Raw genomic sequence first — 15,592 nt, 5'->3', positions numbered from 1 at the left:
CGGGGCCGCAGGCGCACGCTGACCGCTTTGATTCAGCGGGCCAGGCCTCAATCAAGGGTTGAATCGACTTCTGAAATCGCAGGGCTAACACACCAATCCCTTTGCAGTTGCAGCATGACCGCACCGCAACCGCGACATCGCGCCGGACGCAAGTTGCCCACACGCCCCCTTTTCCTGCCTCGGGGCTTGGCGTAAAGACCGCAGCACACGCCAGACGGGGGATATCATGCAGGAACCGGCCATCACCGAGGAACTGATCGAGGCACACGGCATCAAGCCGGATGAATATGCCGAGATCCTGCGCATCCTGAACCGGGAACCCAGCTTTACCGAACTGGGCATCTTTTCGGCGATGTGGAACGAGCACTGTTCCTACAAGTCGTCCAAGATCCATCTCAAGAAACTGCCCACGACCGGCCCGCAGGTGATCTGTGGCCCCGGCGAAAACGCTGGCGTCGTGGACATTGGCGACGGTCAGGCCGTCGTCTTCAAGATGGAAAGCCACAACCACCCCTCGTATATTGAACCCTATCAGGGCGCGGCGACGGGCGTCGGGGGCATCCTGCGTGATGTCTTTACCATGGGCGCACGCCCGATTGCGGCGATGAACGCGCTGTCTTTCGGTGAAAAGGAACACCCCAAGACCCGGCAGCTGGTCCATGGTGTCGTCGAGGGGATCGGCGGTTATGGCAACGCTTTTGGCGTGCCCACCGTTGGCGGTGAAGTCCGCTTTCACCCCGCCTACAACGGCAACTGCCTTGTGAATGCCTTTGCCGCGGGTCTCGCCGATGCGGACAAGATCTTCTACTCTGCCGCCTCGGGCGTTGGCCGCCCGGTGGTCTACCTTGGCGCCAAGACCGGCCGCGACGGCGTCGGCGGTGCAACCATGGCCTCGGCGGAATTCGACGAGAGCATCGAGGAAAAGCGCCCCACCGTTCAGGTCGGCGATCCATTCACCGAAAAACGCCTGATGGAAGCCACGCTGGAGCTGATGCAAACCGGCGCGGTGATCTCGATCCAGGATATGGGCGCGGCGGGCCTGACCTGTTCGGCGGTGGAAATGGGCGACAAGGGGCAACTGGGCATCCGGCTGGACCTTGAAAAAGTGCCCCAGCGTGAGCCCAACATGACCGCCTACGAGATGATGCTCTCGGAGTCGCAAGAACGCATGTTGATGGTTCTGGACCCGTCCAAAGAGGCTGAGGCCAAAGCCGTCTTTGACAAGTGGGACCTGGATTTTGCCATCGTCGGTGAAACCATCCCCGAAGACCGCTTCCTCATCATGCACAACGGCGAATGCAAGGCGGACATGCCGCTGTCGCGGTTGTCGTCCTCCGCACCGGAATATGACCGCCCATGGGTCCCGACCGAAGAGGCGCTGCCGCTGGAGGATGTGCCACAGGTTGATCCCGTGGATGCGCTGAAGCTGTTGGTGGCAAGCCCCAACTATTGTTCGCGCGCATGGATCTACGAACAATACGACAGTCAGGTCATGGCCGACACCATGCGCGTGCCGGGATTTGGCGCGGGCGTGATCCGCGTGCATGGCACCGACAAGAAACTGGCCTTTACCAGCGATGTGACCCCCCGATACGTGCGCGCCAACCCTGTCGAGGGTGGCAAGCAGGCGGTGGCCGAGGCCTATCGCAACCTGTCCGCTGTCGGCGCGCTGCCGCTGGCCACCACCGACAACCTGAACTTCGGCAACCCCGAAAAGCCCGAGATCATGGGCCAGTTCGTGGGCGCGCTGGATGGCATCGGGCAGGCCTGCCTTGCACTGGACATGCCGATCGTGTCCGGCAACGTCTCGCTCTACAACGAAACCGACGGTCAGGGCATCCTGCCCACGCCGACCATCGGCGCGGTCGGCCTGATCGCGGCGGATGAGGAACCGATCCTCGGCTACGCCCGCGACGGGCACGTGGCCTTGCTGGTGGGCGAAACCGAAGGCCACCTTGGTCAGTCGGCGCTGCTTTACGAGGTGTTCAACCGCGAAGAAGGCGACGCGCCCAAGGTCGACCTTGCAGCCGAAAAGGCCGCGGGCGAATTCATCCGCGCCAACCGCGACTGGATCAATTGCTGCACCGACCTGTCCGACGGCGGGCTTGCGCTTGCGGCGTTTGAAATGGCCGCGGCCTCGGGCGTGGGTGTGCAGATCGACAATGATGACACGGCCATGTTGTTCGGCGAGGATCAAGGCCGCTACCTGATCGCCTGCAACTTTGACTCCGCCGAGGCGTTGATGATCGCCGCAGGCAAGGCAGGCGTGCCCATGACCACCGTTGGCCGCTTTTCGGGGGACACGGTGCGGTTCGGCAAGTCAGAAGCCGCGCTTGCCGAACTCAAGGCACTGACCGAAGAAGCTCTGTCGACGCACTTCGGCTGATCCCTGACGCATTTCCCGCCGCCTGATCGCCGGCGGCGGGGCTTTTCACGGCGTCAGCGGCGGTTCGCCCCTTTTCCAGACCGGGCAGCGGAACCATATTCCCCTCATGCTCAAGCTGACTCCGATCCTGCTCGCCGTGCTTTACGGTTTTGTCTACTACCGGTTTTCCGCGTGGCGGACCGCGCGCGAACTGGACTCCCGTTCAACGGAACTGGCGGACCCCCGGCTCAAACGACTGACAGACCGCATGGCCGAGTCGCTGGACCTGCCGCGGATCAAGGTCAACATCTACGAGATCGACCCGATCAACGGGCTGGCCGCACCGGATGGACGGATCTTCATCACGCGCGGTTTTTATCGCAAGTACCAGCAAGGCGAAGTCAGCGCCGAGGAAATGGCCAGCGTCATTGCCCACGAACTGGGCCATGTGGCCTTGGGGCATACGCGGCGGCGCATGATCGATTTTTCGGGCCAAAACGCGCTGCGCACCGCGCTGGCCATGGTGCTCAGCCGCTTTCTGCCGGGCGTCGGCGTCTATATCGCAAACGGTCTTGCCTCACTTCTGGCCGCGCGTCTGTCGCGCTCGGACGAATATGAGGCAGACGCCTATGCCGCTGCGCTGCTGGTCAAATCGGGCATCGGGGTCGGTCCGCAAAAGACCCTGTTCGGCAAACTGGAAGACCTGACGCAATCGCGGTCCGGTGCCATGCCCGCATGGCTGATGTCACACCCCAAGACCAGCGAGCGCATCAAGGCGCTGGAAGTGCTGGAGGCACGCTGGGATCAGGCGTAAAGGTCGAACCCGGCCTCGGCCACGTCCTGACCGTTCACCTGCACAATGATCCGATGCGGCCCCGGGTGCAGCTTGTACGTGGTGGCATTGCCCTTCAGCACGTGTTTCTTCCGGAGTGTCAGCGGCTTGCCCGGCGTCAGACTGCCGGTCTTGAGCTTGAAGACCTTTTCCGCGCTGCCGTTCGGGCGTGCAAACCGCAAGCGGTAGTCCACCAGCACGGGCAAAGCTTCGTCGCCGCTCAGCACAACGTCGAACTGCAAGGTCTCGCCAATGCGCAGCCCGTCAGGCAGTCCCTCGATCCGTGCCGCGACATGGCCGGGGCGATAGCCCAGCAGGTCCAGCGCGCCGCGTTCGCCACGTTTGACCGCCGTGCGCAGCGCATGGCGGGTGATCCAGTCCATTTCCTTGACATCCTGCCGACCGGCGGCCTGCCAATCGCGCAGGCGATCCACGACACGGTCCGGCATCACCTTGGACAGGTCGTTCATGTGGTTCGCCACCGACCGCGTGACATAGCGTGTCGGATCGGCGTGCAGCCTGTCCAGAAAACGCAAGGGAACCGCCGGGTCCAGCGCGATGTTCGCCGCCCAGGGCAGTCGGGGCCGCGTGCCTTCGCTGACAAGGCGGCGGACGTGATAGTTCTCATCCCCCGCCCACAGATCCAGACGCGCCAGCGTTTCGTTGGGCCAGCGGTTCAAGAATGGACGAATGTAGAATTCCATCGAAAAGCGCTTGGTCGCCTCATAAAGCAGATCCAGCGCCCTGTCGGGATGATCCTCCAACCCGTGCCGCACGGCGAGTATTCCGGGCACCGCATGGATAAAGCGCCCGAAATCATCGTCCTTTAGCGACGGGTCCAGCGGATCGGGCAAGGCAGCCTCCAGCGCCTCGGCCATGGCCGGAAAATCAGCGGGCAACTGCGTTTCGACACAGGTGGCGATCCAGTCCAGCCGTTCCAGCAACCCGCGCCCGTCGAGTCCGCCAAGCGCCTCGGCGTGAAAGCGCGCGGCATCGAATGCGGGCAGCACCGCGTAGTCCTGCGCTAGATCGCGCAGGCTGTCAGCGTTGAACAATTGGTCGGCGAGGGAAAACCCCGCGCCGCCACCCTGCCCGTCCGGTCCGCGCGCCATCGGCTTACATCGTCATGTTGCTTGCGCCGCCATCCAGCAGGATGTTCTGGCCGACGATGAAACCCGCGTGCTGCGAGCAGAGGAAGGCGCACATCTTGCCGAATTCCTCCGGCGTGCCATAGCGCCCGGCGGGGATGGTCGCCTCGCGTTCGGCGCGGGCCTCATCCATCGAGATCCCCTTGGCCTTGGTCACACCGGTGTCCAGCGCGGTGGCGCGGTCGGTGTCATGAATGCCGGGCAGGAGGTTGTTGATGATCACGCCCTTGGAGGCCACCTGCCGCGAGGTGCCCGCCACATAGCCCGTCAGACCGGTCCGGGCCGAGTTCGACAGGCCCAGAACCGCAACTGGTGCCTTGACCGAAACCGAGGTGATGTTGACCACCCGGCCCCATCCCTTGTCGATCATCTTGGGCATCAGCTCGGTCATCAGCGCGATGGGTGTCAGCATGTTGGCGTCCAGCGCCTTGATGAAATCCTCGCGGCCCCAATCCGACCACATGCCCGGCGGCGGGCCGCCCGCATTGTTGACAAGGATGTCCACGTCGCCAGCCTCTTCCAGCACCCGTGCGCGGCCTTCTTCGGACACGATGTCGGCGGCGACGGTCTTGATCGAAACCTGGTAACGATCGCGCAGATCCTGCGCCGCCTCTTCCAGCGCTTCGGCGCCGCGGGCGTTCATAACCAGATCCACCCCTGCCTCGGCAAGTGCCTCGGCGCAGCCGCGTCCCAACCCCTTGCTAGAGGCACAGACCAGCGCCCGTTTGCCGCGAATTCCCAGATCCATGTTCCTGGCTCCCTGTTCCTTGTTTCCCCTCCGCCGACAAAACACCGGCTTCCGGGCCATTTGAAGACACATTGTGCTGGCATACAATGGGCGACAGCGTCTATCCAGCCGTCACCTCAGTGCGAAAGTTTCATGCCACAATCGGACCAAACCCGCGCCACGCAAAGCCTTCAGGTCTACCGCGCCGATGCGCTGCGGGTGGTGAACGGTGCCAATCTTGGCGATCCGATCGGCTTTGCCGAAGAGCTTGTGCACGACGATGTCTACCGTTTGTCGCCACTGGCGGTCCTGAAACCGCTGGGAGTGGTGACAGGGCCCGCCCCGCCGTTTCGCGTGGCCGAGGGCAGCGCCCTTGGCGATCCCGGCGCGGACCTGCACCTTGACTGTTGCGTGACTTTCATGTCCGGCGATGGCCAGACGACCGAGGCGCTGGTGCTGGTGGAAACTGACGACGAAGGCAACGCGGCCGAGGTCTATCTGCTGCCGCTGGCACCGATGAAGGCGCGGGCCGATTACGTTCTGGTCGGCGTTGACGAAGAGGCGGCGCTGCAACGCTATGCGCAGGTGGCCTGTGTCTCGTTTACAGCCGGAACCATGATCACCCTTGCCAGCGGGGCCCAATGCCCCGTCGAGGATCTGAAGGTCGGCGACCGCATCCTGACCCGCGACGATGGTCCCCAGCCGATCCGCTGGATCGGCCATCAGACCGTCCGCGCCGTAGGTGCCTTTGCCCCGATTTGCATCCGCGAGGGTGTGCTGAACAATACCCGTGATCTGCTGGTGTCTCCTGATCATCGGCTTTTCATCTACCAGCGCCGCGACCACCTTGGTGCGGGACGCGCCGAACTGCTGGTGCGGGCGCGGCACCTTGTGAACGGGGATACCGTGGCCCGCCGCAAGGGCGGCTTTGTCGATTACTACCAGATGCTTTTTGACACGCATCAGATCATATACGCCGAAGGAATTGCCGCCGAATCCATGCTGGTGGACACACGCACCCGCGCCGCGCTGCCAAAGGATCTTGAACTCTCCGACCTGCTGCCCGGCCATCGCCGTAGCGATCCCCGCGCACTGGAGGTCGAAGAGCACCTGCTGGCACGGCCCGACGCCACGGATGTCCTGCGCAAGTCATCCGGGGGTTAGGCCCGCCTACATCGTGTAATAGAACGCCTCGCGCACGATCTTGCCGTCAGCGACGGAATAGATCGCGACCTCTTTCATATCGCTCACCTCGCCGCTTTCGCGGTGCTTTGCCTTCATTTCAAAAATCACGGCAAAGCTGTCATCACCGTGCAGGAACGGTCCGTCGACCGTACCGTCCAGCACCTCAAAAGTGGCCGACCACCAGGCGTGCTTGCCCTTGATGCCCTCAATCCCGTGGGTTTCAGCGCTGTCCGCGCCGTCCATCGGCATCGCCTCGACCGAAACGGCATCTGCGGCATAGATCTTGTCGAGGTTTTCCAACTCACGCCCTTCGCGGCAGCCGGCAACCAGTTCCTCTGCAATTTCTCTCAACAACATCGCGCTTCCTCCCTAAAATGTTCACTCTATGTTCACCTTAGCGCAGCTCTGTGACAGGAACAAGACAGCAGACCGGTACGCGCTGCGCCGCGCGTCTTGCGCATTGCCCCGGCCTCGCCGCTCGCCTATATCCGCGCGCATGTTGGACGCACCTTCGAACCGCCCCGATCTGCCCGCGGAAATCGCCCGCCGCCGCACCTTTGCGATCATTTCGCACCCGGACGCCGGCAAGACGACCCTGACGGAGAAATTCCTTCTGTATGGCGGTGCCATCCAGATGGCGGGACAGGTGCGCGCCAAGGGTGAGGCACGGCGCACGCGTTCGGATTTCATGCAGATGGAAAAGGACCGCGGGATTTCCGTTTCGGCCTCGGCCATGTCCTTTGACTTCGGCAATTTCCGGTTCAACCTTGTCGACACGCCCGGCCACTCGGACTTCTCCGAGGACACCTACCGCACGCTGACGGCGGTGGACGCGGCAGTCATGGTGATCGACGGTGCGAAAGGTGTGGAAAGCCAGACGCAAAAGCTGTTCGAGGTCTGCCGCCTGCGCGACCTGCCGATCCTGACCTTCTGCAACAAGATGGACCGCGAGGCGCGCGATACCTTCGAGATCATCGACGAAATCCAGGAAAACCTGGCGATCGACGTGACGCCCGCCAGCTGGCCCATCGGCATGGGCCGGGATTTCCTTGGCTGCTACGACATGCTGAACGACCGGCTGGAACTGATGGACCGCGCCGACCGGAACAAGGTGGCAGAATCGATCCGGCTGGAAGGTCTGGACGATCCCCGGATGGAGGATCACATTCCTGCCGACCTGTTGGAGAAGCTCCGCGAAGAGGTCGAGATGGCGCGTGAACTGCTGCCCAAGCTGGACCCGCAATCGGTGCTCGAAGGGCACATGACGCCGATCTGGTTCGGCTCGGCCATCAATTCGTTCGGCGTCAAGGAACTGATGGATGGCATCGGCACCTACGGCCCCGAGCCGCAGATCCAAAAGGCCAGCCCGCGCGAAATCGCCCCCGAGGAAAAGAAGGTGGCCGGCTTCGTGTTCAAGGTGCAGGCCAACATGGACCCCAAGCACCGCGACCGCGTGGCCTTTGTCCGGCTCGCCTCGGGGCATTTCAACCGCGGCATGAAGCTGACCCATGTGCGGACGAAAAAGCCCATGGCCATTTCGAACCCGGTGCTGTTCCTGGCATCCGACCGCGAACTGGCCGAAGAGGCATGGGCCGGTGACATCATCGGCATCCCGAACCATGGCCAGCTGCGCATCGGCGACACGCTGACCGAAGGTGAGGCGCTGAAGGTCACGGGCATCCCGTCCTTTGCACCGGAACTGCTGCAATCGGTGCGCGCGGGCGACCCCATGAAGGCCAAGCACCTGGAAAAGGCGCTGATGCAATTCGCCGAGGAAGGCGCGGCCAAGGTGTTCAAGCCGATGATCGGGTCGGGCTTTATCGTCGGCGTCGTGGGCGCGCTGCAATTCGAGGTGCTGGGCAGCCGGATCGAGCTGGAATACGGTCTGCCGGTCCGGTTCGACGCCTCTCAGTTCACCTCGGCGCGCTGGGTGACCGGCGACAAGGCCGCGGTTGAAAAGTTCATCAACGCCAACAAACAGCACATCAGCTATGACCATGATGGCGATGTGGTCTACCTTACGCGCCTGCAATGGGACATCGACCGGATCGAACGCGACTACCCGGACGTCCACCTGTCGGCGACCAAGGAAATGATGGTCTGATCGACTCGGCAGGGGCGGACCCGTCTTACGGATCGGCCCCCGCCTGTTGTGCCCTGCAATAGTTTGCCGATGGTGGGGCCATGTTGCACGTGATGCATGGTCTCTGCGCTGCGCCGGGCGTATATTGCGCCCATGAGCATGATCCACCTCTTTGCCGCTTTCCATGCGGCCACCACCTGTCTCTCTGCGGCCTGCCCGGCCTCGGCAGAGCCTGATCCGTGGGATTTGATCCAGTCGATCGAATACGAAGAGACAGAGACTGAAACCACATGGTCGGTGGCCAAGATCATTCCCGACGACCTGCGGGCCATGCAGGACGGGTTCCAGATCACCGGTTACTACGTCCCGGTCGAGGCGCAGGCCTATGTGTCGACCTTCCTGCTGGTGCCCGATCCGGCCGATTGTCCCTTTTGCGGACAAAACGGCTATGGTCCCTCGTTGGAAGTCATGATGAAGCGCCCGATGCCCGATGTGCCCGAGGCCACCAAGATCACCGTGCGCGGCACGCTCAATTTCGACGACAGCAGCGAAACCTATCGCGCAGTTTTTGTCACTGACGGGATCCTCGTCGACTGAATTGGCCACAGTCCGGACAACCCGTGCCGCCGGGGCCTTGGCAGATGCTGTGCCACGCACATGCAAAGACCCGGCGCAGGATCTTTGCGCCGGGTCCGGGAGGTTTTTTCCGGATCAGATGTCGGTCAACAGGGGCGTGATCCGGCGGACGGCGGCACGGCGGTTGGCCTGTTCGGCGGCATCTGTCCGCACCAGCAGATCACTTTCCCCATAGCCTTGCAGGACAAGATTTTCGGGCGGGACGCCGAAGTATTCGATCAAGGCCAGCGCCACGGATTCTGCACGGCGGTCTGACAGCGACAGGTTATAGGCCTCGTGCCCGCGCGCGTCGGTGTGCCCTTCGATCAGAAAGACCTCGCCCGGGTTCAGCGCAATGGCCTCCAGCAGCGCATAGCCCAGTGCGGCCAGTTCTTCGGCCTCTTCGGGGCGGATCGCAGCCGAGTTCGACGCAAAGTGGATCGTGTCGATATTGATGCCCGGTGCCATCTTGCGCACGGCCTCGATGTCACGCACCTGTGCCAGCGAGAACTGACGTCCGGCCTCGACATTGGTTTCCGCGCCCAGCGCCCCGTTCACGTCGCTGTCGCTGTTATAGGCCACGACAGTCGGTCCCTTCAGCTCGGGCAGCTCATTGACATGGACCTGTTCGGTCGGTCGCGTATCGTCGAACAACACAACCTCTGTGCCGTCCGGTGCAATCGACGACCGGCGCAGCACGCGGCCATCCGGTGCCCGGACAGTTTCAACCTGTGTTCCGTCTTCGTACATCATCAGGTTTCGGGTCGAGCCATCCTTGTACTGGAAGGTCTGCACATTCGTCCCGGGGCGATTCAGCAGCACGTCGTCATTGCGCAGCACACGCATCACGCCGTTGTTCTGCACTACCATCCGGTCGCCGCTGTTGGTGATGACGCGGTCTCCCCGTTGCAACACCTTGCCAAGATCCACGTTGCGGAAATCAAGCGTACCCGTGCGGGCACCGATCTGGGTTGCGACGCGCGCAAAATCCTCGGATGAGCGGCGCACATCCTCATCGGTCAGGGTCCGGTCAAGGATCTTGACCCCGCCCGCCACAAGGCCAACCGCCGCGGCCACCTTGGCAACGTCCCGCAAGGCCACGATATCGGCCTGCCGCTGGCTGGAGCCGAGGTCGATGTTGCCTTCGGGGATGCGGATCGTGACCCCGGGCCGGGGTGTCACCCTCAGGGCGCCGGGTTTGCCAGTGACAAGATCCTTCGCCAACTGGTCCCGCAGGGCCCCAAGATCCACCTGCCCGGGCTTGACGACAAGCGTGCCATTCGGGGCGACCTTGATCGCAGGCTGTTTTCCCTTGGGCGGGACGGCAATCTGGACACCGGGCACCTTTGCCCCCGGACGCACGGTCTGCGTCGGCAGCTTGATGGTCGGCGTCTTGCCCTTGGGCCGAACGATCTGGACGTTCGGCACCTTGACCTGCGGCGACACGTTCTTGGGTATGATGACCTGTACCGCGGGTTTGTTTCTTTGCGGGGTCACGATGACCTGCGGCACCTGCACGGTCTTTTTGGGCACGCGCACCACCTTCTTGGGCGGCTGCACCGTGGCTTTGGGTTGCTGTACGATGACCTTGGGCGCGGTCTTGGCCTTGGGCACACGGCGCAGGGTTCCGGTCGCGGGCGGGCATTTGATGCCCAGCGCGGGGTTGCACAGCTGTTTCAGGTCGAAATTCTGGGCCGCTGCCGGCCCGGCAAGAGACGCCGTCAGCACGCCGAGCGCGGCCGTGGCGAGGAGGAAGCGTTTCATTGGGCAATTCCTTTCCAGCAAAGGCTAGACGGACGGGAAAGTCTTTGGTGCGCCGGTGGCGGCGGGCGGCATGGTCCCTTGATGGATCGCCAGCCCCTTGAAATTCGGGAGCCACGTATTCCTGTGACGCAGCGTCATCAAACCCTGACAGGCCGTTTCGGGCAACGGAGGTATTCCCGACCCCCAATAAACAAGGCCCCCGACAGCATTCTGCCGGGGGCCTTTTCGGGGTCTGTCAGGGGCGGCTTACTGCCCGGTCAGCAACGGCGTGATGCGACGCACGGCGGCACGGCGATTGGCGCGTTCCGCGTCATCTGTACGGATCAACAGATCGCCTTCACCATAGCCTTGCAGAACCATGTTCTCTGGCGGGACGTCGAAATACTCGGTCAATGCCAGTGCCACGGATTCCGCGCGACGGTCCGACAGGGCAAGGTTGTAGGCAAAGCTGCCCACAGCGTCCGTGTGCCCTTCGATCAGGAATACCTCTGCCGGATTGCGGGCGATGGCGCTTCGCATTGCATCACCGAGCGCGGCAAGGTCACGGGCCTCTTCGGGACGGATCGCCGCCGAATTGGTTTCAAAGTTGATCGTGTCCACCGTGATCTCGGGCACGAGGTGACGCACCGCATCGATGTTGCGCACCTGAGCCAGCGAAAAGCGGCGGTTGATGTCGGACGCGCCTGTGGCCGCCAAAGCCCGGGCAAGCGAATCCGCATCCGTATCGCGGTAATCGACACGGCTGCGTGTCTCGACCCTTGGCAGTTCGCTGATCTCTACCCGCGGGCTGGATTGCGTATCGTCAAACAGAACAACCTCTGTCCCGTCTGCCAACTGGCGCACGCGGCGCAGGACGCGCCCATCAGCGGCGCGGATCGTGGTGACCACTGTGCCGTCTTCGTAGGTCACACGGGTTCGCGTCGACCCGTCCTCGAAGCTGCGGGTTTCAACCTCGGCCCCCGGTCGGCGCAACAGCACGTCGTCATTGCGCAGGACGCGGAATTGCCCGTCCTGTTCAACAACCACACGGTCGCCGGAGTTCGATACGACCCTGTCATTTTCACCAAGGATCTCGGACAGGGCGACAGCGCCCAGACCGACAATCGCAGCCTTTGCCAGCGGCGACAGGCCATCGTCATCATCCGACTTCTTGGCCTCGGCATCCGGTTTCACCTTGCCGTCCAGTCCGGTTGTGAAATCCTCGCTCGACCGGCGCACATCTTCTGCGTCGAGCTTTTCCTCGACAAGCTCTCCGCCATCCCGTGGGCTGGCAGCAGCCGCAGCGGGCGGACTTTCCAACAGGCGGCGCAACGAGTCGATCTGCGCCTGCGGATCGGGACCGTCGCTTTCCGCTGCGGGGTCCGGGGTATCCGCAACCCTTGGCGCGTCGCCTGCCTCGGGTTCCGGGGCCGGTTCGACAACCTCCGGGGCGGGGTCCGCCGGTTCCGGATCAGGTTCGGCAACTTCGGGTGCGGGGTCTGCTGCCTCGGGGGCCGGTTCGACCGTTTCGGGTGCTGGGTCGACGACTTCCGGCGCGGGGTCGGCCGTTTTGGGGGCCGGATCCTCTGCCTTGTCTTCGGTTGCGTCCTTGGGTTTCAGCGCCTCTGCCGGATCGACCTTGGCATCTGCTTCGGGTGCCTCGGGATCGGGCTTGTCCGCCTGACCACCGGCAAGCGCCTCGGCAATGGCATCGCAGGCAAAACCCTGCGGTGCCTCTGTGCCCAGCTTGCAAAGTTCGTTCAGCATCTCAAGCTGTCGCTGAGGCAGCTTGGCAGCGGCACCGGCATCGCCGTTCTGGCCCTGCGCCAGCGCCGGGCCTCCGATCACGAGGGTCAGTACACCGGCAAGCGCCGTGGCATTGCGAATGGGGGTCATCGCTGTCTCCTTTCCACCTTCCCCGGATGGGGATTGGCAAGAAAACGCACAACTGGCGGCAATGTTTCCCTCAATGCGCCGCTTCGGCGGTCCGCCGCCTAGAGCATCTGCATCAATCGGGTCTTTTCGCCCAGATCATCCTGACGCGAGATTGTCTCGGCCAGATCCTCCAGCGACGCGATGGAATGCCCTGCCCGAAAGCTGTCCACATGAGGCAGCATGGCGCGGATACCCGTGGCCTTGGGCGCAAAACCGTCCCAGCGCAACAAGGGGTTCAGCCAGATCAGCCGACGCGAGGACAGGTGCAGGCGCTCCATCTCTTTCTCAAGCGCGCCCGCATCGTCCCGGTCCAGACCGTCAGTGATCAGCAAAACGACAGCCCCCTGCCCCATGACCCGGCGCGACCAGTCCCGGTTGAAGGCGTGCAGGCACTGGCCGATCCGCGTGCCGCCCTCCCAATCCTGCGCCTCGGCCCCGGCGGCCTTCAGCGCCGCATCGACGTCACGGGTGGCAAGATGGCGGGTGATATTGGTCAACCGCGTGCCAAAGGTGAAGGCGTGGACCTTGGCCCAACCCTGCCCCTTTTCATTCGCAACAGCGTGCAGGAAATGCAGCACCATGCGGCTGTATTGGCTCATGGAGCCGGAAATGTCGCAAAGGACCACCAGGTTGGGCCAGCGTGGCCGCCGTTTCGCCCGCGCAATGGACTGGATCTCACCTCCCTTGCGCAGGGCATCTCGGATCGTCTTGCGCGCATCCATGCGGTGCCCAAGATGAGCGCCCATCAGACGGCGGCTTTCGATCGGTTTCACCGGCAGGGTCAACCGCGCCAGCATCCGCTTGGCCTGTGCGATTTCCTCGGTCGACATCTGTTCGAAATCGAGGCTGCGCAGCTTTTCCTCGACGGACATGGTCATCGAGGCATCCACCTCGACCTTGGTGGCCTCTTCCTGCTCTTCCTCCTCGGGCATCTCAGGCAGCTGGTCGCCCAGCAGGGCCTGAGCTGCGCGTTTCTCGGCCGCCACCGCGCTGCGTTCCTCCTGCACGCCGCGAATGGCGGGCAGCATCATCGACATCATTTGTTCAAGGAAACGTGGATCGCGCCAGTACAGCCGAAAGATCTGCGCAAAGACGACCCTATGTTCGGGCCGGTTCACGAAACAGGCATGCAGCGTCCAGTAGAAATCCATCCGCTCGGTAAAGCCTGCCGCCTCGACCGCGCGGATCGCGTCGATTACCCGGCCCGGTCCCACCGGAAGGCCCGCGCGACGCAAAGCCCTGGCGAAGTGGATGATGTTCTGCGCAAGGCGCGGGTTTTCGGGAATTTCGAGCGGCAGGTATTCAGGCATCCTGATTTCGCCTTTGGCAAACCCCGGGGGTTTTCCACCCCCGGACCCCCGGAGAGGTATTTTGACCAAGAAGAAACATCAGCGCATCCTGCGTGGCCGCGTCAAACCCGATCCCAAGGGCGTGGCGCGCCTGATCCTTCTGGCAATTGTATAATCCGATCTCTGGCAGATCCTTGGAACCGTATCGTCGCGGGACGTTCTGCCCGTGGGGGCGGAGGAGCTTGCGCCGCCGCGCCGGGGGTGTGGTGGCACTGATCATCTCGGTTCCACCCTTTTCATGGGCTTTTTCGAGGAGGTTGGTTGTTTGAACCGGTACGGCAACGCAACCGAGACCGGCTCGACAGGTTTGGTTTTGGACGCGGAAAGCGCATCCGCAGCGACCCGCGGTTCGTCATCTTCCTTGGAGCCAGCCAGATGACCCGGATGGCCAGCCGCGCAGTCCATGGAAGTTGCAAAGCGGGTTACAGGCCCCGGACCATCCGAGGCTGGCAGAACGGAGGTTCGGTCTAGCGCGATCTGTTCAGCGGAGCGTTGCGATGTGACCGGGTAGAAAGTGGACCGGTCCGGCCGGTACGCGGGCCGGGCGCTCCATCCGGCATCCCTGGCCACTTGCAGGTCCTTCAGGCCGGTTGGGCGGAACAGGTTCATGCCGCCTCGATACTGGCCTTGGCCTCGTCGAGGATGCGCTTGGCTTCGCCGCCTTCGATCTTGGCGATGTCGTCCTGGTATTTCAGGATCGCGCCCAGCGTGTCGCTGATCACTTCGGGCGACAGGTCCACCACGTCCAGTGCCAGCAGGCACTTGGCCCAGTCGATGGTTTCCGCCACGCCCGGTTTCTTGAAGATGTCTTCGGTGCGCAGCGACTGAACAAAGGCCACGATCTCGCGGCTGAGGGTTTCGGCCACGCCCGGTTCGCGGGCATTGAGGATTTCCACCTCGCGCGCGAAGTCCGGGTAATCCACCCAGTGATACAGGCAGCGCCGTTTGAGCGCGTCATGCACCTCGCGCGTGCGGTTCGAGGTCAGGATCACGATCGGCGGCTCGGGCGCCTGGATGGTGCCGATTTCGGGGATCGTCACCTGAAAGTCGCTCAGCGCCTCCAGCAGGAAGGCCTCGAAAGGTTCATCGGTGCGGTCCAGTTCGTCGATCAGCAGGATGGGCGCGCCGTTCTCATCCGGTCGCATGGCCTGCAACAGCGGACGTTCGATCAGGTAGTCCGGCCCGAACAGTTCGCGGTTCAGAACGTCCCGGTCGGCGCTGCCCTGTGCCTCGGCAGTGCGAATGGCGATCATCTGCGCCGGAAAGTTCCATTCGTAGACCGCGCTGGAGGCATCCAGCCCCTCGTAACATTGCAGCCGGATCAAACGCCGCCCCAGCGCCTTGGCCAGCGCCTTGGCGATCTCGGTCTTGCCGACGCCGGCCTCCCCCTCGAGGAACAGAGGCCGCCCAAGGCGCAGCGACAGGAACACGACGGTGGCAAGCGCCCGGCCACAGACATAGCCCGTGTTCCCAAGCGTTTCCTGAACGTCGTCGATGGATGCAGGCAATGTCATGGCGGTCCTCCTGCCCCCGGTTTCCCAAGCCCTGCGAGGGCCGTCAATAGGACGGAAGTCACGCCCCCGGGCTCTTGACCTTGGCATGGATTGACG

The 15,592-nt window shown here is 63.2% G+C and carries 12 protein-coding genes; 5 read left to right on the top strand and 7 right to left on the bottom strand.

The window, feature by feature from the left end:
- Nucleotides 1-226 precede the first annotated feature (226 nt).
- Both purL and KJP30_RS01555 read left to right on the top strand, forming a co-directional pair.
- Entirely contained in the window at nt 227-2,386 is a 2,160-nt protein-coding gene (gene purL, locus KJP30_RS01560) for a phosphoribosylformylglycinamidine synthase subunit PurL (protein ID WP_218447211.1), read from the top strand.
- Nucleotides 2,387-2,492: 106 nt separating this feature from the next.
- On the top strand, nt 2,493-3,179 hold the full coding sequence (locus KJP30_RS01555; protein ID WP_218447210.1) for a M48 family metalloprotease: 687 nt from the start codon (nt 2,493-2,495) through the stop codon (nt 3,177-3,179).
- Here KJP30_RS01555 and KJP30_RS01550 read toward each other — a convergent pair.
- Nucleotides 3,170-4,309, bottom strand: coding sequence for a YhaZ family DNA alkylation repair protein (locus KJP30_RS01550; protein WP_218447209.1), 1,140 nt, complete (start codon nt 4,307-4,309; stop codon nt 3,170-3,172). The two genes, KJP30_RS01555 and KJP30_RS01550, sit on opposite strands and share 10 nt — an antisense overlap.
- A 4-nt stretch (nt 4,310-4,313) precedes the next feature.
- Nucleotides 4,314-5,093, bottom strand: a complete 780-nt coding sequence (locus KJP30_RS01545) for an SDR family oxidoreductase (protein ID WP_218447208.1) — start codon at nt 5,091-5,093, stop codon at nt 4,314-4,316.
- A gap of 132 nt (nt 5,094-5,225) precedes the next feature.
- Here KJP30_RS01545 and KJP30_RS01540 point away from each other — a divergent pair, with 132 nt between their 5' ends.
- Nucleotides 5,226-6,236: a Hint domain-containing protein gene (locus KJP30_RS01540; RefSeq protein WP_218447207.1), complete on the top strand. Its 1,011-nt coding sequence runs from the start codon at nt 5,226-5,228 to the stop codon at nt 6,234-6,236.
- Between the two features lie 6 nt (nt 6,237-6,242).
- On the opposite strand, the gene KJP30_RS01535 is transcribed toward KJP30_RS01540, so the two are convergent.
- A complete protein-coding gene (locus tag KJP30_RS01535) occupies nt 6,243-6,614 on the bottom strand; it encodes a nuclear transport factor 2 family protein (protein ID WP_218447206.1) in 372 nt (123 codons plus the stop codon).
- Between the two features lie 139 nt (nt 6,615-6,753).
- Between KJP30_RS01535 and KJP30_RS01530 the strand changes: the two genes are divergently transcribed.
- Nucleotides 6,754-8,361 carry a peptide chain release factor 3 gene (locus KJP30_RS01530; RefSeq protein ID WP_218447205.1) on the top strand — a complete coding sequence of 536 codons (1,608 nt, stop codon included), beginning with the start codon at nt 6,754-6,756 and terminating at the stop codon, nt 8,359-8,361.
- 132 nt (nt 8,362-8,493) lie between these two features.
- On the top strand, nt 8,494-8,937 hold the full coding sequence (locus KJP30_RS01525) for a hypothetical protein (protein WP_218447204.1): 444 nt from the start codon (nt 8,494-8,496) through the stop codon (nt 8,935-8,937).
- A gap of 114 nt (nt 8,938-9,051) precedes the next feature.
- Here the strand turns inward: KJP30_RS01525 and KJP30_RS01520 are convergent, their stop codons facing one another.
- The 4 genes from KJP30_RS01520 to KJP30_RS01505 all read right to left on the bottom strand — a co-directional run bounded on the left by KJP30_RS01520 (nt 9,052) and on the right by KJP30_RS01505 (nt 15,496).
- On the bottom strand, nt 9,052-10,719 hold the full coding sequence (locus KJP30_RS01520; protein ID WP_218447203.1) for an OmpA family protein: 1,668 nt from the start codon (nt 10,717-10,719) through the stop codon (nt 9,052-9,054).
- 246 nt (nt 10,720-10,965) lie between these two features.
- The gene (locus KJP30_RS01515) at nt 10,966-12,594 is read right to left on the bottom strand and encodes an OmpA family protein (RefSeq protein ID WP_218447202.1); all 1,629 of its coding nucleotides are present in this window, start codon (nt 12,592-12,594) and stop codon (nt 10,966-10,968) included.
- A 98-nt stretch (nt 12,595-12,692) separates the two neighbouring features.
- Entirely contained in the window at nt 12,693-13,943 is a 1,251-nt protein-coding gene (locus KJP30_RS01510; protein WP_218447201.1) for a vWA domain-containing protein, read from the bottom strand.
- A gap of 644 nt (nt 13,944-14,587) precedes the next feature.
- Nucleotides 14,588-15,496 carry an AAA family ATPase gene (locus KJP30_RS01505; RefSeq protein ID WP_218447200.1) on the bottom strand — a complete coding sequence of 303 codons (909 nt, stop codon included), beginning with the start codon at nt 15,494-15,496 and terminating at the stop codon, nt 14,588-14,590.
- Nucleotides 15,497-15,592: the final 96 nt, after the last annotated feature.

Source organism: Antarctobacter sediminis (genome assembly GCF_019218285.1).
Classification (GTDB): domain Bacteria; phylum Pseudomonadota; class Alphaproteobacteria; order Rhodobacterales; family Rhodobacteraceae; genus Antarctobacter; species Antarctobacter sediminis.
The sequence above is the reverse complement of the archived record's forward strand: the minus strand, read 5'-3'. Positions and strand labels throughout refer to the sequence as shown.

Coding starts and splice junctions, on each gene's coding strand:
- KJP30_RS01525 (WP_218447204.1), top strand. CDS start 8,494: ATGAGCATGATCCACCTCTTTGCCGCTTTCCATGCGGCCACCACCTGT.
- KJP30_RS01515 (WP_218447202.1), bottom strand. CDS start 12,594: ATGACCCCCATTCGCAATGCCACGGCGCTTGCCGGTGTACTGACCCTC.
- KJP30_RS01530 (WP_218447205.1), top strand. CDS start 6,754: ATGTTGGACGCACCTTCGAACCGCCCCGATCTGCCCGCGGAAATCGCC.
- KJP30_RS01550 (WP_218447209.1), bottom strand. CDS start 4,309: ATGGCGCGCGGACCGGACGGGCAGGGTGGCGGCGCGGGGTTTTCCCTC.
- purL (WP_218447211.1), top strand. CDS start 227: ATGCAGGAACCGGCCATCACCGAGGAACTGATCGAGGCACACGGCATC.
- KJP30_RS01535 (WP_218447206.1), bottom strand. CDS start 6,614: ATGTTGTTGAGAGAAATTGCAGAGGAACTGGTTGCCGGCTGCCGCGAA.
- KJP30_RS01555 (WP_218447210.1), top strand. CDS start 2,493: ATGCTCAAGCTGACTCCGATCCTGCTCGCCGTGCTTTACGGTTTTGTC.
- KJP30_RS01545 (WP_218447208.1), bottom strand. CDS start 5,093: ATGGATCTGGGAATTCGCGGCAAACGGGCGCTGGTCTGTGCCTCTAGC.
- KJP30_RS01520 (WP_218447203.1), bottom strand. CDS start 10,719: ATGAAACGCTTCCTCCTCGCCACGGCCGCGCTCGGCGTGCTGACGGCG.
- KJP30_RS01540 (WP_218447207.1), top strand. CDS start 5,226: ATGCCACAATCGGACCAAACCCGCGCCACGCAAAGCCTTCAGGTCTAC.
- KJP30_RS01505 (WP_218447200.1), bottom strand. CDS start 15,496: ATGACATTGCCTGCATCCATCGACGACGTTCAGGAAACGCTTGGGAAC.
- KJP30_RS01510 (WP_218447201.1), bottom strand. CDS start 13,943: ATGCCTGAATACCTGCCGCTCGAAATTCCCGAAAACCCGCGCCTTGCG.